The organism is Amycolatopsis ponsaeliensis, from assembly GCF_030182635.1.
In the GTDB taxonomy this organism is placed as follows: Bacteria; Actinomycetota; Actinomycetes; order Mycobacteriales; family Pseudonocardiaceae; genus Amycolatopsis; species Amycolatopsis ponsaeliensis.
In genome coordinates, this window is the sequence record NZ_JAPZLD010000006.1 from 171,928 (window position 1) to 188,487 (window position 16,560).

The 16,560-nt window shown below is 71.4% G+C and carries 14 protein-coding genes; 5 read left to right on the top strand and 9 right to left on the bottom strand.

Annotated elements, in window-relative coordinates:
* Window positions 1-169: 169 nt before the first annotated feature.
* On the bottom strand, window positions 170-1,609 hold the full coding sequence (locus QQ657_RS11620) for a carotenoid oxygenase family protein (RefSeq protein ID WP_284742086.1): 1,440 nt from the start codon (window positions 1,607-1,609) through the stop codon (window positions 170-172).
* Between the two features lie 73 nt (window positions 1,610-1,682).
* Between QQ657_RS11620 and QQ657_RS11625 the strand changes: the two genes are divergently transcribed.
* A complete protein-coding gene (locus tag QQ657_RS11625) occupies window positions 1,683-2,390 on the top strand; it encodes a TetR/AcrR family transcriptional regulator (protein ID WP_284742087.1) in 708 nt (235 codons plus the stop codon).
* A 77-nt stretch (window positions 2,391-2,467) separates the two neighbouring features.
* Window positions 2,468-3,442 carry an alpha/beta hydrolase gene (locus QQ657_RS11630; RefSeq protein ID WP_434056731.1) on the top strand — a complete coding sequence of 325 codons (975 nt, stop codon included), beginning with the start codon at window positions 2,468-2,470 and terminating at the stop codon, window positions 3,440-3,442.
* A gap of 7 nt (window positions 3,443-3,449) precedes the next feature.
* On the opposite strand, the gene QQ657_RS11635 is transcribed toward QQ657_RS11630, so the two are convergent.
* From QQ657_RS11635 to QQ657_RS11665, 7 genes are all read right to left on the bottom strand, one after another.
* Complete coding sequence (locus QQ657_RS11635) at window positions 3,450-4,370, bottom strand: anti-sigma factor RsbA family regulatory protein (protein ID WP_284742088.1); 921 nt, start codon at window positions 4,368-4,370, stop codon at window positions 3,450-3,452.
* Window positions 4,371-4,423: 53 nt separating this feature from the next.
* Entirely contained in the window at window positions 4,424-4,831 is a 408-nt protein-coding gene (locus tag QQ657_RS11640) for a hypothetical protein (protein ID WP_284742089.1), read from the bottom strand.
* A 50-nt stretch (window positions 4,832-4,881) separates the two neighbouring features.
* Entirely contained in the window at window positions 4,882-6,177 is a 1,296-nt protein-coding gene (gene clpX, locus QQ657_RS11645) for an ATP-dependent Clp protease ATP-binding subunit ClpX (RefSeq protein ID WP_155545639.1), read from the bottom strand.
* A gap of 229 nt (window positions 6,178-6,406) precedes the next feature.
* Window positions 6,407-7,060: an ATP-dependent Clp protease proteolytic subunit gene (locus QQ657_RS11650; RefSeq protein WP_284742090.1), complete on the bottom strand. Its 654-nt coding sequence runs from the start codon at window positions 7,058-7,060 to the stop codon at window positions 6,407-6,409.
* Window positions 7,061-7,088: 28 nt separating this feature from the next.
* Entirely contained in the window at window positions 7,089-7,694 is a 606-nt protein-coding gene (locus QQ657_RS11655; protein ID WP_284742091.1) for a ClpP family protease, read from the bottom strand.
* Between the two features lie 138 nt (window positions 7,695-7,832).
* Window positions 7,833-9,224, bottom strand: coding sequence for a trigger factor (gene tig / locus QQ657_RS11660; RefSeq protein WP_284742092.1), 1,392 nt, complete (start codon window positions 9,222-9,224; stop codon window positions 7,833-7,835).
* Window positions 9,225-9,443: 219 nt separating this feature from the next.
* Window positions 9,444-10,034 (bottom strand): TetR/AcrR family transcriptional regulator, encoded by a 591-nt coding sequence (locus QQ657_RS11665; protein WP_284742093.1) that lies wholly within the window; start codon window positions 10,032-10,034, stop codon window positions 9,444-9,446.
* Window positions 10,035-10,172: 138 nt separating this feature from the next.
* Between QQ657_RS11665 and QQ657_RS11670 the strand changes: the two genes are divergently transcribed.
* Complete coding sequence (locus QQ657_RS11670; RefSeq protein ID WP_284742094.1) at window positions 10,173-12,272, top strand: fatty acid desaturase; 2,100 nt, start codon at window positions 10,173-10,175, stop codon at window positions 12,270-12,272.
* Between the two features lie 19 nt (window positions 12,273-12,291).
* On the opposite strand, the gene QQ657_RS11675 is transcribed toward QQ657_RS11670, so the two are convergent.
* Entirely contained in the window at window positions 12,292-12,879 is a 588-nt protein-coding gene (locus QQ657_RS11675) for a hypothetical protein (RefSeq protein ID WP_284742095.1), read from the bottom strand.
* A 188-nt stretch (window positions 12,880-13,067) separates the two neighbouring features.
* On the opposite strand from QQ657_RS11675, the gene QQ657_RS11680 reads away from it, so the two are divergent.
* Window positions 13,068-14,609 carry a sensor histidine kinase gene (locus QQ657_RS11680; protein WP_284742096.1) on the top strand — a complete coding sequence of 514 codons (1,542 nt, stop codon included), beginning with the start codon at window positions 13,068-13,070 and terminating at the stop codon, window positions 14,607-14,609.
* 4 nt (window positions 14,610-14,613) lie between these two features.
* Entirely contained in the window at window positions 14,614-16,506 is a 1,893-nt protein-coding gene (locus QQ657_RS11685; protein WP_284742097.1) for an ArnT family glycosyltransferase, read from the top strand.
* The last annotated feature ends 54 nt before the right edge of the window (window positions 16,507-16,560 follow it).

Here is a 16,560-nt window from a genome sequence, read left to right on the forward strand (position 1 = left end):
CGTCAGGGTCGCGTCACGGCAGGGGCTCTCGGTGCTCGTCGATGGAGGATTCCGGCCACCCGGCGTCCCCCATCCTCCATCGGCACCTCGCGGCCATGCCCCCAGTCGGACGATTCCGCCCGGGCAGCGCGCTGCCGGACCCCTGTCAACGAAACTCAGACGCGCGAGACTAGGCCGTCTCCACCCAGTTGCCGTGGAAGCCGTTGGGGACGCGGTCCGGCAGGTGGATCGCGGCGACCGTCTCCAGGGTGCCCGCGTCGAGCAGCGTCAGGTCGCTGCGCTGCGTCGCCGGGTCGAAGACGAAGCCCATCAGGACGCCGTCGTCCTCCGGTGCGTTCTCGTGGGACGGGACGAACACGAACTCGCCGGGCTGGCGGCCCTCGCCGAACGCGCGCTCCTGGCGTGCGCCCGTCGAGAAGTCGTGCTTGAACAGCGATCCGGCCGGGTTCGCGCCGCCGTCGGCCGACATCGAATAGCCGTAGCGGTGGCGCCGGCCGACCAGGCGCTCGTCCACCCGCGGGAACTCCTGGCCGCGGTCGTCGAGCCGCTCCTCCAGGACCTTGCCCGCGGTGAGGTCGACCGTCCAGCGGTCCAGCGTCGGCCCGCCCTCGTCCGGGCCGTGCAGCTCGGAGTCGAACATCTTCGGGTGGCGGACGACGTCCAGCACGATGCTGTCGCCGTCGTCGTAGGCGTTGAGCGGGTGGAAGACGTAGCACGGCTCGACCTCGAACCACCGGACGTCGCCGTTGCCGCCCTCACGCGGCATGACGCCGATCCGCGCCGGGTACTTCGGGTCCCAGCGGTACGGCAGGCCGCCGTTCGCGCCGATCTTGCGCGCCATCATCGCCGTCACCGGGTCCGGCACGCGGACCTTGCCGACCATGGCCGAGAGCACGAGCTTCGCCGGCGTCCGCAGCGCGCCCGGCACGTTCGCGGCGACCGCCATCTCCGCGTTGAACGTCACCGGCAGGTCGTAGAACACGACGTGCTTTTCGGTCAGCGAGAAGTCGTGCATCATCGGCGACCCGGTGACGTCGACGTCGACCGTGCGGCGCGCGCGGCCCTGCGCGTCGATCACCGAGTACTGGACCTTGTGGCCCATGCCGAAGAAGTACGACACGGCGTGCAGCTCGCCGGTGCGCGGGTCGCGCTTGGGGTGGGCGGTGTAGCCGCCGGGGAGCGTGCCGTCGAAGTCGCAGCTGCCGACCGTGTCGAGCTCGTCGGTCAGCTCGTAGACCGGCGCGCCCGCCTCGATCAGCGCGAGGGTCTTGCCGGCGTGGCCGATCACGTTGGTGTTGGCGCCGAGCGCGTCCAGCCCGCAGAAGCGGCTCGCGTCCTCGCCGTTCAGCGTCGCCGCCACGGCCGGGTTGCGCACCCACCGGTTGCGGTACCACTCGGCCTTGCCGTCGCGCAGGCGCACGCCGTGGACCATGCCGTCGCCCATGAACCAGTGGTAGGCCGCCGGGTCCACCTCCGACAGCGGGTTGGGCCCGTTGCGCAGGTAGCGGCCGTCGAGGAACTCGGGGATCCGCCCCGTGACGGCCAGTTCGGTGATCGTGTGCTCCCGGCTCACCGGGGCGAAGTTGCCTTCGAGGAACTTGTTGCCCATGACTGACCCCTCCGAAGCTGCCATAACTCGGTTATAGATCCATTTATAACAGGGTTATGAGATACTGGCAAGCATGAGCCCGAAACCGCGCGCGAACGACGTCAAGGAGCGGCTCGTCGAGGCCGCCATCCGGCTGCTCGCCGAGGGCGGCCCCGAAGCCCTGCAGGCCCGCAAGCTGGCGGCGGAAGTCGGCGTCTCGACGATGGCCGTGTACACGCACTTCGGCGGCATGGCCGCGCTGGTCGACGAGGTCGCGCGCACGGGGTTCCTGAAGCTCAGCGCGTGGCTCGCCGGGGTCGGCGAGACCGACGACCCGGTGGCGGACATCTTCAGCCTGGCCCGGACCTACCGGCAGGCGGTCGCCGAGCAGCCGCAGCTGTTCGCGGTGACGTTCGGCCAGTCCGCGCCGGGCGGCAAGCGGGCGACGCTGTCCGACCTGACCACCGAGGAAGGCCGCGAAGCCGCTCAGGAGGGCCTGGAGGCGTTCGAGCACATCGTCCGGGCGACCGAACGGGCCATCGAGGCCGGCCGGTTCCGGCCCGCCGACAAGTACCAGGCGGCCGCCCAGCTGTGGAGCGCGCTGCACGGCTTCGTCACACTCGAGGCGTCGGGGCACTTCGGCGCCGGTGAGCAGGGAATCGACCACATTTTGATACCCCTGGGGATCACCCTCGCGGTGGGTCTCGGGGACACTGTGGAGCGGGCGGAACACTCGACCGAGGCGGCGAAGGCGGCTTGGCGAGCGAGAACCCGAAACGCCGGGCAGGGTGAGAACGACTAACCCGGCGAACAGGGACGTGAGGGGAACGCGGAGCGGGTGCGCGGCGTCCTAGGAGAGCAGGCGGGGGACGGAGACAGGTGAACGAGGAAAACGGGGAGCACGAGGGGCACGGCGAGGCCGAGCCGCAGCTCCCGGCGGGGGCGGCGGCCGTCCGGGACGCCCGGCGGTGGCTCAGCCGCCGCTCGGTGCTGATCGCGGGCGCGTCCGGGCTGGCCGTGGGCGGCCTGGCCCTCGGCACCGCGACCGGCAAGCTGCCGTTCAGCCAGGCCCTGCAGCGGACGCTGGGCGTGACGTCGTCGAACCCGACGACCCAGCTCGGCAGCACCCGCGTCGAACGCGTCTACTCCCAGGCCCGCGGCCGGATGGTCGACCTGGTGTTCATCCTGCCGTCGAAGACCCCGCCGAAGGGGCTGCCGATGTCGCTGATGCTGCACGGCCTGCACGGCAACGCCCGCAGCGCGGCCCCGACCGGCACGCTCAAGCAGCTCTCCAGCGACGTCGCGCGCAAGGCGGTCCCGGCGTTCGGCTTCGTCGCCGTCGACGGCGGCGACAACTACTGGCACGAGGTCCACCCGGGCGACGACCCGATGGCGATGCTGCTGGAGGAGGTCCCGCAGTGGCTGCGGGCCCGCGGTTTCGCCGGCGAGACCGGGCAGCCGTTCGCCTGCACGGGCGTCTCGATGGGCGGGTTCGGCGCGCTGGTGTACACGCGCCGCCGGGTGGAGCGGCGCCAGCCGCCGGCCGCGGTCGCGACGCTGGCCCCGGCGTTGATCCTGTCCTGGCAGGAGATGGCCAAGCGGCACATCTTCACAGGCCTGAACGACTGGACCGCGCTCGACCCGCTGAAGCACATCGACGAGACGAAGAGCGTGGCCAACGGCATCTGGTGCGGCACGGAGGACTCGTTCATCACGGGCGTCCGCCGCTACATCGAGGCGGCCCACCCGGCGGTCGCCCACACGGCGCACGGCAAGCACGGCGACCCGTTCAACCGGACGGTGGTGCCGAGCGTGATCAGCTTCCTCGGCAAGCACGTCCCCCGCAAGGACTGACCGGCGCTCAGCAGGTGAAGTGGACCCGGGTCGTCGTGCGGCCCGGGATCCAGTACGTGCGGACCAGGTCCGCCAGCCGGTTCACCAGCAGCAGGCCCCGGCCGCCCAGTGCCGCCGCGGCCGGTGGGATCCGGCCGGCCAGGGGCTCGGTGATCGTGCCCGTGTCGGTGACCTCGCCGACCACCTGACGCTCGTCCGCCCACAGCCGCAGCACGCCCGCGCCGCCGCCGTAGAGGACGCTGTTCGTCGTCAGCTCCGCGATCGCCAAGGTGAAGTCGTCCCGTCGCGGGCGGCGCAGGCCGTGGCGCGCGGCCCAGATTTCCGCGAACCCGCGCAGCGAGCCCAGCTGCCCGATGTCGAACTTCCGCTCGACCGCGGCCGCCGGCTGGTCCAGCGGCCGCATGAAGTCCGCGTGCGCGCCGGCCGGGTCGAACCGGGCGCTGACGAACGGCCCGGCCGGCCCCCACACCTCCGGGTGGGTGCGCTCGGCGTCGGCCAGCGCCTCCGGCGGCAGCGCCGCGGTGTCGTACGGGCAGAGCACCGCCAGGTCCCGCCCGGCGAGCGCCTGGTTGATGAGCGCCTCGTGCAGGACGCACGCGGGGTACTCGGCGCCGGTGCGGTCGCCCCACATCTGCTCCGCCACGATCCGCACCGGGCCCGTGTGCTCGCCGGCGAAGGCGAGCAGCACCGTCGGCAGGATCGCACCGGGGTTGCGGCCGACCCGGCACATGTCGGTCAGCCACACTTCACGAGCCCGGTCTTCCAGGGCCTTCTCGATGAGCAGGAGATTGCGCGCGGGGACGGCGACGGCGACGGGTTCACCCCGGTCGAGACCTTCGAGCAGGAACGGAACGACGCCGTCCAGATACTCACTGTCACCGCGGTAGAACAGTGCCGGATGCCGAAACGGTCTCAGGGCACCTACCACGGGACCTTGCTACCCGGAGACGGCCGGGCGCAAACGCCTCGGACGGAGGAAGTTCACTCCACCCAACGGCCGACGACGGAGATCAGCCAGAAACCGACCAGGGTCGCCACGCCGAACAACAGCACCCAATTGACCAGCGGACGCCGCTCGGTGACCCCACGGGCACGCCACAGCGCGTACCCCGCGAGGACGAAGAGCGGCACCGGGATCAGCGGCAACGGCGACAGCCGGGCCACCACGGCCACGACGCACACACCGGCACACACGGCCAGCACGCCCATCAGCACCCGGTTCAGCCACGGGTACCGGTCGAACACGGACGCGATGACGCGTTCGCTCAGCTCGCGGAACCCGAGGACCGGGCCGCCGGACACCGGCCCCGGTTCGGGTGGCGGCGGTGCCTGCACGCCACCGGCGGGAGCGGTGCCCCCGCCGGTGACCGGCATAGAGTCAGCAGTCATTCAGCTTTCCTGTCGGGTCTCCGGGCCGGGTGGCCCGGAGACGCCCGGCCTCAGGCCGACTTCTCGCCGCGCTCGCTGCGCGTGCGCCGCGTCGGCTGCCGGGCGACGATCGTCGGGTTCACGTTCTCCCGGACGGTCTGCTCGGTGATCACGACCTTCGCCACGTCGTCGCGGCTCGGGATGTCGTACATGACCGGCTGCAGCACCTCTTCCATGATGGCGCGCAGCCCGCGGGCACCGGTCCCGCGCAGGACCGCCTGGTCGGCGATGGCCTCGAGCGCGGTCTTGGTGAACTCGAGCTCGACGTTGTCCATCTCGAAGAGCTTCTTGTACTGCTTCACCAGGGCGTTGCGCGGCTGGGTGAGGATGCTGACCAGCGATTCCTTGTCCAGGTGGTTGACCGTCGCCACGACCGGGAGCCGGCCGATGAACTCCGGGATCAGCCCGAACTTGATCAGGTCCTCGGGCATGGTGTCCGAGAAGACGTCACTCTCCTCGATCTCGGACTTGGTGCGGATCTCCGCGCCGAAGCCGAGGCCACGCTTGCCGACCCGCTCGTTGATGATCTTCTCCAGCCCGGCGAACGCACCGGCCACGATGAACAGGACGTTCGTCGTGTCGATCTGGATGAACTCCTGGTGCGGGTGCTTGCGGCCGCCCTGCGGCGGGACCGAAGCGGTGGTGCCTTCGAGGATCTTCAGCAGCGCCTGCTGGACACCCTCACCCGACACGTCCCGCGTGATCGAGGGGTTCTCGCTCTTGCGGGCGATCTTGTCGACCTCGTCGATGTAGATGATCCCGGTCTCGGCTCGCTTGACGTCGTAGTCCGCCGCCTGGATGAGCTTGAGCAGGATGTTCTCGACGTCCTCGCCGACGTACCCGGCCTCGGTCAGCGCCGTGGCGTCCGCGATCGCGAACGGGACGTTCAGGAGCTTCGCCAGCGTCTGCGCCAGGTAGGTCTTGCCGCACCCGGTGGGGCCGAGCATCAGGATGTTCGACTTGGCCAGCTCGACCGACTCCTCCTTGGAGTCCTTCGGCCCGGCCTTGTCGTCCGCCTGGATCCGCTTGTAGTGGTTGTAGACCGCTACCGCGAGGGTCCGCTTGGCGTCGTTCTGCCCGATGATGTACTGCTCGAGGAACTCGTGGATGTCGGCGGGCTTGGGCAGCTCGTCGAGCTTGACGTCGCCGGCCTCGGCCAGCTCCTCCTCGATGATCTCGTTGCAGAGGTCGATGCACTCATCGCAGATGTAGACCCCGGGGCCGGCAATGAGCTTCTTCACCTGCTTCTGGCTCTTCCCACAGAAAGAACACTTCAGCAGGTCTCCGCCGTCACCGATCCGTGCCATGGCCGTTGACCTCGTCCCCTCCGGCGCGGGTTTCCGCGCCTGACGTGTGTTGCGACGGTGCGACCCCCGGTCTCGAACGACCGAGCGGAGCCTCACGCATTGCCACTGACGGTACCCGTCCGATGCCGTGGGCGGGAACACCCACAGGCTCCGGGAGCACGTCAGAGGACGACCCTAAACCAGAGTGCCGGTGTATGTCGTCTCCTCGACACACACCGGCCTGGCGGATCTACAGAGCCGACGCCTTCCGGTACGGCAGCACCTCGTCGATGATGCCGTACGCCTTGGCCTCGTCGGCCGTCAGGATCTTGTCGCGCTCGATGTCCTTGCGGATCTGGTCGGCGTCCTTGCCGGTGTGATGGGCCAGGATGACCTCCATCTGGCGCCGCACCCGCTGGATCTCGTTCGCCTGGATCTCCAGGTCGGAGACCTGGCCGTACGTGCCCTCAGTGGCCGGCTGGTGGATCAGCACGCGCGAGTTGGGCAGCGCATAGCGCTTGCCCGGCGTGCCGGCCGACAGCAGCACCGCGGCCGCGGACGCGGCCTGGCCGAGGCAGTACGTCTGGATGTCCGGGCGGACGAACTGCATGGTGTCGTAGATCGCCATCAGCGAGGTGAACGAGCCACCCGGTGAGTTGATGTAGATCAGGATGTCGCGGTCCGGGTCCTCGTGCTCGAGGTGCAGCAGCTGGGCCATCACGTCGTTGGCCGACGCGTCGTCCACCTGCACGCCGAGGAAGATGACGCGCTCCTCGTACAGCTTGTTGTACGGGTTCGACTCCTTGACGCCGTAGCTGGTGCGCTCGACGTACGACGGGAGGATGTACCGCGACTGGGGAACGGACGGTGCCCGGAAGTCACCCGGGAGCCTGAAGTTGCTCATGATCGACTCTCCTGTGTGTACTTCGCGCTCAGTTCGAGGCCGGACGGGCGATGTCGCGGGTGAGGACGTGGTCGACGAACCCGTAGTCCTTCGCCTCCTGGGCGGTGAACCAGCGGTCGCGGTCGCCGTCCGCGATGATCTGCTCGACCGTCTGCCCGGTCTGGTCCGCGGTGATCTGGGCCAGCTCGCGCTTCCACTTGTTGAACAGGTCCGCCTGGATCGCGATGTCCGACGCGGTACCGCCGACACCCGCCGACGGCTGGTGCATCAGGATGCGCGCGTGCGGCAGCGAGTAGCGCTTGCCGGGCGTGCCCGAGGAGAGCAGGAACTGCCCCATCGAGGCCGCCATGCCCATCGCGTAGGTCGCGACGTCCGGGCGGATCAGCTGCATGGTGTCGTAGATGGCGAACCCGGCCGTGACCGAGCCACCCGGCGAGTTGATGTAGAAGCGGATGTCGGACTCGGCGTCGTCGGCGTCGAGCAGCAACAGCTGCGCGGTGATCCGGTTGGCGATCTCGTCGTTCACCTCGGAACCGAGGACGACGATGCGCTCCTGGAGCAACCGCTCGAACACCGAGTCGGTGAGGGTGAGCCCTGCGGTGCCGGTCCGCGCCTCGGGCATGTGCTGCGTCACGTCTGCCTGCCTTTTCGCCGGCAGCGGCCCGGTGCTGACGGCCGCCGCTGTCGTTTCAGATGCTTGAGATCTTGTATCCGACCCTAACGAACTTGGGCGGTGCAGAATGCCTGACACCGCCCAAGTTCGCTCACAGCTTCACTCCGCCGGAGTCTTCGCCGCCTCGTCGGTGACCTGCGTCTCCTGGGTTGCCTCGTCGACGGCCGGCTCGTCGCTGCCGAACAGCTCCGAGAGGTCGACCTCGGCACCCGAGCCGTCGGTGACGGTCGCCTTCCGGACCACGGAGGCGAGCGCCTTGCCGCGGCGGACGTCGGCGTAGATCGCGGTCAGCTGGCCGGACTGCTGGGCGCGCTGGACGTACTCGTCCGGGCTGATCCCGAAGCGCTGGGCCTGGTAGATGATCCGCTCGGTGAGCTCGCCGTCGTTGACCGAGACCTCTTCCTTGTCGGCGATGGTGTCCAGCAGCAGCTGCGTGCGGACGGCCTTCTCCGACTCGGTGCGGGTCTCCGCGTCGAACTCCTCCAGCGTGCGGCCTTCGGCCTCGAGGGCCTGCGCGAACTGGGCCTCGTCGTGGTCGAACGGGTGGATCGCGTCGTGCTTGCGGTTCTCGATCTCGGAGTCGAGGACCTTCTCCGGGATCGGCACCTCGGTGCGCTCCAGGAGCTCCTCGAGCACCTTGTCGCGGGCCTGGACGCCCTGCTGCATCTTCTTGACGCGGCCGAGGCGATCGCGCAGGTCGCCCTTGAGCTCCTCGATCGTGTCGAACTCGCTCGCCATCTGGGCGAACTCGTCGTCGGCCTCGGGCAGCTCGCGCTGCTTGACCGACTGGACGGTCACGGTCACCTCGGCGTCGTTGCCGGCGTGGTCGCCGGCGACGAGCTGGGTGGTGAACGTCTTGGTCTCGCCGGCGTTCGCGCCGACGATGGCCTCGTCGATGCCGTCCACGAGCTGGCCGGAGCCGATCTCGTAGGACAGCCCGGTGGTGGCGGCCTCCTCGACGGCCTCGCCGTCGACGGTCGCGGCCAGGTCGATCGAGACGAAGTCGCCGGTCTCGGCCGGGCGCTCGACGCCGGTCAGCGTGCCGAAGCGGGCGCGCAGCTCGTCGAGCTGCTCGTCGACCTCCGCGTCGGTCAGCTCGACGTCGTCGACGGTGACCTCGAAGCCTTCGAGGTCGGGCAGCTCGATCTCCGGGCGCACGTCGACCTCGGCGGTGAACTCGAGGACGTCGCGGTCTTCGAGCTTGGTCACGTCGAACTCGGGGTTCCCGAGCGTGCGGACCTCGTTCTCGCGAACGGCCTCGATGTACTTGGCCGGGATGGCCTCGTTGACGACCTCGTCGAGCACCGGGCCGCGCCCGATCCGGCTTTCCAGGACGCGAGCGGGCGCCTTGCCGGGCCGGAAGCCCGGGATGCGCACCTGCTGGGCGATCTTGCGGTAGGCGCGGTCGAAGTTCGGCTTCAACTCGTCGAACGGCACCTCGACATTGATCTTGACTCGCGTCGGGCTCAGCTGCTCGACGGTGCTCTTCAAGGTCTTCTCCTCGAGCGGTAACGATTGTGGTGGACAATCCAGCGGAAATGGCCCCGGTCACCTGCAGACCGGGACGTCCGAGTCTAGGCCAGGGGCCCGCGCCGCCCGGGTGGGGGCCACCTGCGGCGTCTGAGGCTTATTCTGGTCAGGCCGCCGCGGCCTGCCCGCACCGTGTTGGTCACCGCAGAAGTCATGCGGTGGCCGACGGCTGAATAAGCCTCACCGCCCGAGCATCCGGCCGATCACCCAGCGCATCTGGCCGCTCGCGTGCTCGGCCGAGCCGCTGGGCTGCACCAGGTGGGAAAGCAGCAGCCGCATGAACGCCTCGACCGCGACCGCCCACTCCGACGGCGTCAGCCGGACCTCGGGGTAGGCCCGCGCGAAGACGGCCGCGACGGCTTCGACGGCCCGCCCGAGCACCGCCTCGGGCTGCGAGGTGAGCAGCGGGAGGAAGTCGTCGCGGCCACCCTGCGCGCCGCCGAGCGCGATTTCGAGGAGCGGGTTGGCGCGGGCGGCCTCGAGCGTGTGCCGGAACGCGGCGGTGACGCCGTCGACCGGGTGGTCCGGGTGCGCGGCGACGTCCGCGTCCACCCGCTCGACGAAGCGGTCGGTCTCGCGCAGCATCAGGGCCTTGGCGAGCTCGGCCTTGGAGCCCAGTTCGTTGTAGACGGTCTGCCTGCTGACGCCGACCTGCGCGGCCAGCTTGCCCATCGTCACGGCGGCCCAGCCGTCGGCGTGGATGACGTCGGCCGCCGCGGCCAGCAGCTTCTCCCGGGTACGCGCCGGGACCGGGTGGGTGACCGCGTTCACACGACGAGCTTACCCATCGGTTCCGTTCCGCTGGCCGACACCTTTTTTCGAAGCCTGCTACAACGTTTACAAACCTGCCGGAGTTGTCTACGGTGACTCCCGCCTGACCAGGAGCTTCTCGACCGAGGAGACCGCTCGATGTCCGTCGCCGTCACCGAGCCGCACGGTTCCGTCACAGTGGCGGCGCCCGCGACCGGGCCGGCCACCGCCAGCACGGTGCCTGCGCCCCGGATCGCGCTGCCCGCCGTCTCGGTGCCGGCCCTGCTGCTGTTCGCCGGCGGCGCCGCGCTGTGGGGCACCGCGACCTGGCTGCTGCTCGCCGGGCTCGTGCCGCCGGTGGTGACCGTCGTGCTGAACACCCTCGTCACGTTCGTGATGTACACGGTGGTGCACGAGTCGGCGCACCACGCGGCGGGGAAGCTGACCTGGGTCAACGAAGTGCTCGGCCGGCTGGCCGTCCCGTTCGTCGCGGCGTACGCGTCGTTCCCCTCGCTGCGGTACGTCCACGGTGAACACCACCGCCACACCAACGCGCCGGTCCACGCCGATCCGGACGCCTGGACCACCCGCGGCCCGCGCTGGCAGCTCCCGCTGCGCTGGCTCACCCTCGACTTCTCCTACTCGCGCTGCTACTTCGCCCGGCTGCGGTCCCGGCCCCCGCACGAGCTCGCCGAGACGCTCGTGGTGCTGGCGGCGGCCCTGTCGGCGGCCGTGGCGCTGGTCTCGGCCGGGTACGGCCTCGAGCTGCTGTTTGTGTACCTGCTGCCGCAGCGGCTGGGGCTGGGCCTGCTCGCCTGGTCGTTCGGCTGGCTGCCGCACCACGGCCTGCCCGCCGAGGGGCCGCGCGGGCGGTTCGGCACCACCCGCGTGCGCGTCGGCCTCGAGCGGCTGCTGACCCCGGTGCTGCTGGCGCAGAACCTGCACCTGGTGCACCACCTGCACCCGGCCGTGCCGTTCCACCGTTACCGGCGGGTCTGGCTGGAGAACCGCGAGGCGTACCTGGCCCACGACGTCCCGATCGGCACCGCCTGGGGCCGGGACCTGACCGCGGAGGAGTACCGGGTGACTGCGGGCCTGGACACCGAACCCGACGTCGCCGTGCCCGCGCCGGCCCCGCCCCCGCTCGGGCCGAGCCGGTTCCACCGGCTGCGGGTGCGCGAGATCAGCCCGCTGACCGCGGACGCCGTCGCCATCACCTTCTACGTCCCGCCCCAGCTCGCGTGCGAGTTCCGGTTCCTCCCGGGCCAGCACGTGGCGGTCCGCACGGTGCTCGACGGGCAGCCGGTGCGCCGGACGTACTCGATCTGCGCGCCCGCGGCGTCCGGCGAGCTGCGGATCGCGGTGAAGCGGCGGCCGGGCGGCGCGTTCTCCGGGTTCGCGACCACGACGCTGGCCGTGGGCGACTTCCTCGACGTGCTGCCGCCGTCGGGAGGGTTCACGCTCACACCCGATCCGTCGCGGACCGCGCACTACGTCGCGTTGGCCGCGGGCAGCGGCATCACGCCGGTGCTGTCCATCGTGGTCAGCGCGCTGACCGCCGAGCCGCACAGCCGCGCGACGCTGTTGTACGTCAACACTTCGGGCGCGACGACGCTCTTCGCCCGCGAGCTGAGCTCCCTCGCCGACGGCTTCGGCGGACGGCTGCACGTCGTCCACTACCGGACCGACGAGCGCGACCCGGACCTGCACGCGCACCGGCCCCGGCAGTTCGACACGATCGGCGAAGCACTGGCGATTTCCCACGAGCGGTACCAGCGCGGCCGGCTCGACGGGACGCGGCTGCGCGCGCTGCTGCAGAACCGCCTGCACCCGGCGAAGGTCGACGAGTGGTTCCTGTGCGGGCCGCGCGGCCTGACCGACCTGGCCCGCCGGACGCTGGCCGACGCGGACGTCCCGGACGAGAACGTCCACTTCGAACTCTTCCGCGGCGCGGCACCCCTGCGCGACCCGGCGGGCAGGCCGGCCCAGGTGGCGGTGACGCTGGGCGGGACGACGACGTGCGTCCCGGCCGACGCCGGCGAGACGGTGCTGGACGCGGCGCTGCGGGCCGGGTTCGAGGTCCCGTACTCGTGCACGGGCGGAGCGTGCGGCACGTGCCTGGCGACGCTGCGCCAGGGCCAGGTGGACATGGACGTCCGCTACGCGCTGACGGTCGACGACGTGGCGGCGGGCCGGATCCTGACGTGCCGCGCCCACGCGACGACCCCGGAGGTCGCGGTCGACTACGACCGCCGCTGACCCCGGGGCCGCCCTTGGGTCAGCCGGTCTGCGTGGGCGCTCCCGATGGCGGGGTTCCCTGGCCACCACCCGGCATCTGCCCCTGCCCCTGGCCTTGGCCGCCGGCCGCACCGTCGGTCACCGACGTCGCCGTCGCCGTGGAACCCGACTCCGTCGCCACCACCGTCACCGTGTCGCCCGTCGCCAGGCCCGTCGCCTGCGCCGACGTGATCGTGTACGTCTTCGAGAACCCGTCGTCGCTCTTCGCCGTCAGCGACGTCGCGCTCAGCTCCGTCACTTCGCCGGTCTGCATGATTTTCGTGACGTAGCCACCGTTTCCGTCCGACGACACGTACTCGCCGTGCAGTGCCGAGCCCAAGCCGCCCGCGCCGCCCTGCATGCCGCCCGGGCCGCCCTGCATCCCGCCCGGCCCGGCCTGCGAGTCCGTCGACGCCGAGGACGACGAGGCGGCCCAGATCGCCGCTCCCCCGCCGGCCACGATCGCCACCGCGACGGCGCCCGCCGCGATCTTCTTGCCCGGCGTCCAGCCTGGCCGCGGCGGTGTACCCGGTGCGGGCGCCGCGCCCCACGTCTGGTCCGGAGTGGACGGTGCCTGCGGTGTGGTCATGGTGTGCTCCTTGACGAGAATCCTTCGGTGCGATCCACGGTGGAGCGGCCGGCTGTGTGCGGACTGTGCCTGCCGTCAGCCGTTCCTGTGACCGGAGGAACCGGACAACCGCGACCGGCCGGTCACCGCACAGCCGCCTCACAGGCAGCACACAACCCGCACACACGGCGCGGACGGACGCTCTACCCATGGCCGCGCGAACCGTTGCACCGCACCCCCGCCGGGGGCGTCTGTCGCTGCGCGCGAAGCTGACCGGCTCGATGGTCGTGCTGCTCACCGTGGTGTGCCTGATCGTCGGCGTCGTCAGCGAGTTCGCGCTCGACCTGTTCCTCACCCGTCAGATCGACCAGCAGCTGTCCGCCGCGGCGACGCGCTCGCTCGCCTTCGCGAGCAACACCCACCCCGATGGCGGGGGGCCGCCGCCGGACGGCCAGGCGGGCGAACACCCGCTGGGGCAGAACGTCGGCACGGTGAGCGGCACCTTCGACGGGCGGCAGCTCGTCCACGACGACAGCATCTCCGAGCACGGCTCGCGGCTGAAGCTCACCGCCGCCCAGCAGGCCGTGATGCTCTCGGTGCCCACCGACGGGCAGCCGCACACCCTGTCCTTCGACGACCTCGGCGAGTACCGCCTGATGGCGCTCCCGGTCACCGGGACGTCCGAGGTCGTGGTGACCGGCCTGCCGATGAAGCCGGTCACCGACACGCTGCTCACCGTCGGGCTGATCCTCTTCGGCGTCGCCGCCGCGGGAGTGCTCGGCGCGGCCTTCCTCGGCGCGTTCGCGGTCCGCCGGACGCTGCGGCCGCTCGAGCGCGTCGCGGCCACCGCCGGGCGCGTCACCGAGCTGCCGCTCGACCGCGGCCAGGTGGCGCTGTCCATCCGCGTGCCGGAGTCCGACACCGACCCGCGCACCGAGGTCGGCCAGGTGGGCTCGGCGCTGAACCTGATGCTCGGCCACGTCGCGCAGGCGCTGGAAGCCCGCCACGGCAGCGAACTGCGTGCCCGCCAGTTCGTCGCGGACGCCAGCCACGAGCTGCGGACGCCGCTGGCCGCCATCCGCGGGTACGCCGAGCTGGCCGCCCGCGGCAGTGCGCTGGTGCCGCCGGACGTCGCGCACTCGATGAACCGCATCCAGTCCGAGGCCGTCCGGATGAGCGCGCTCGTCGAGGACCTCCTGCTGCTGGCGCGGCTCGACGCGGGCCGCCCGCTGGACGTGCGCGACCTCGACCTCACCCGGCTGGTCGCCGACGCCGTCGGCGACGCCCGGGTCGCCGGGCGCGAGCACCGGTGGCTGCTCGAGCTGCCGCCGGACCCGGTGCTCGTGTTCGGCGACGTCCAGCGGCTGCACCAGGTACTGGCGAACCTGCTGGCCAACGCCCGCACGCACACCCCGCCGGGCACCACGGTGACGACGTCGCTCGGCCGCACAAAGGACACCCACAGCGCCGTGCTCACGGTGACCGACAACGGGCCCGGCATCGCGCCGGACCTGCTCCCGGACGTCTTCGACCGGTTCGCCCGCGGCGACTCGTCGCGCTCCCGCATCGCCGGCAGCACCGGGCTCGGGCTGGCGATCGCGTGCGCCGTCGTCGTCGCCCACCACGGCACGATCGAAGTGCACAGCCGCCCCGGCCGGACGGAGTTCGCGGTGCGCCTGCCCGTGGCCGTGCCCGCACAGCGAGTGCACAGCATCGGCACAACCCGGCCCCAGCTGGAAACCGGAAGCTGATCTCATGACCGCACTCGCGTCGCGCGAAACCACCGCCGTGACCCCCTCGCCGCCCGCTCCCCGGACTTGGCACCGGCCGGCGCTGGCCGTCCTGCTGCTCGGGACCGCCGTGCTCTACCTGTGGGGCCTCGGCGCTTCCGGCTGGGCCAACGCGTTCTACTCCGCGGCCGCCCAGGCCGGTTCGGAAAGCTGGAAGGCGCTGTTCTTCGGTTCCAGCGACGCGGCGAACGCGATCACCGTGGACAAGACCCCGGCCACGCTGTGGGTCATGAGCCTCTCGGCGCGGGTGTTCGGCGTCAACGCGTGGAGCATCCTGGTGCCGCAGGCGCTGATGGGCGTCGGTTCGGTCTGGCTGCTGCACGCGACGGTCAAGCGGACCTCCGGCCCGGCCGCCGGGCTCGTCGCGGGCCTGGTGCTCGCCCTGACACCGGCCGCCGCGCTGATGTTCCGGTTCAACAACCCGGACGCGCTGCTCGTGCTGCTGCTGGTCGCGGGTGCCTACTGCGTCGTCCGCGCGCTCGAGAAGGCGAGCCCCCGCTGGCTGGCGCTGGCCGGCGTCGCGGTCGGGTTCGGCTTCCTGGCGAAGATGCTGCAGGCGTTCCTGGTGCTGCCGGCGTTCGCCGTGGCGTACCTCGTCGCGGCGCCGGTGTCGCTCGGCAAGCGGCTGCTGCACCTGCTGGGCGCTCTCGCCGCCACGGTGGTCGCGGCGGGCTGGTACCTCGTGGTCGTCGCGCTCTGGCCGGCGGCCGATCGGCCCTTCATCGGCGGGTCGCAGACGAACTCGTTGTGGGAGCTCGTGTTCGGCTACAACGGCTTCGGCCGGATCACCGGTGACGAGGTGGGCAGCGTCGGCGGCGGTGGCGGCCGCGGCTGGGGCTCGACCGGCCTGACCCGGCTGTTCGGCAGCGAGATGGCGGGCGGGATCGCGTGGTTGATCCCCGCGGCGCTGCTCGCGTTGGGCGCCGGCCTGTGGTTCACCCGCCGCGCGCCGCGCACCGACCGATCGCGGGCGGCGTTGCTGCTGTGGGGCGGCTGGCTGCTGGTGACGGCGCTGGTGTTCAGCTACATGGGCGGGATCATCCACCCGTACTACACGGTCGCGCTGGCCCCGGCGATCGCGGCGCTGGTCGGCACGGCGGCGGTCCAGCTGTGGCGGCTGCGGGCGCGTCCCTCCGCGTCCGGCCTGCTCAGCGGCGGCGTGGCCTTGACGGCGCTCACCGCTTACCTGCTGCTGTCGGGATCGTCGTGGCAGCCGTGGCTGGCCCCGGCGGTGCTGGTCGGCGGGCTCCTGGCGGCGGTGGGGCTGTTCTTCGCCTCCCACCTGACCCGCTGGGCGGCTTCGTCGGTCGCCGTCCTGGGGTTGGTCGTGCTGCTGTCCGGCACGGGCGCGTACACGCTGGCGACCGCGGCGACGACGCACGACGGCGCGATCCCGTCAGCGGGCCCGTCGTCGGGCTTCGGCGGCTTCCGCGGCGGCACCGGCGGACCCGGCGGTCCGGGCGGCTTCGGCGGCGGTCGCGGAGGTGGCCCGGGCTCGTTGCTTTCGACGACACTGCCCGGCGCGTCTCTCACGGCGTTGCTGCGCCAGGACGCGTCCCACTACACGTGGACGGCGGCCACGGTGCTGTCGAACGCGGCGGCGGGGTACCAGCTGGCGAGCGGTGCGCCGGTGATGGCGGTCGGCGGGTTCAACGGCACCGACCCGTACCCGACGCTGGCGCAGTTCCAGCAGTACGTTGCCGCCGGACGGATCCACTACTTCCTCGGCGACGGCATGACGATGCAGGGCAGCACCGGCTCGGACGCGGCCCAGCAGATCGCGGAGTGGGTGGCGTCGACCTACCGGGCGACGACGGTGGACGGCGTGACCGTCTACGACCTCACCGCGGCCGCCTGAGCACCGACGAAAGCAGGGTCAGGGCCGGATGACCTGGTCAACTCCGTGCCGCCT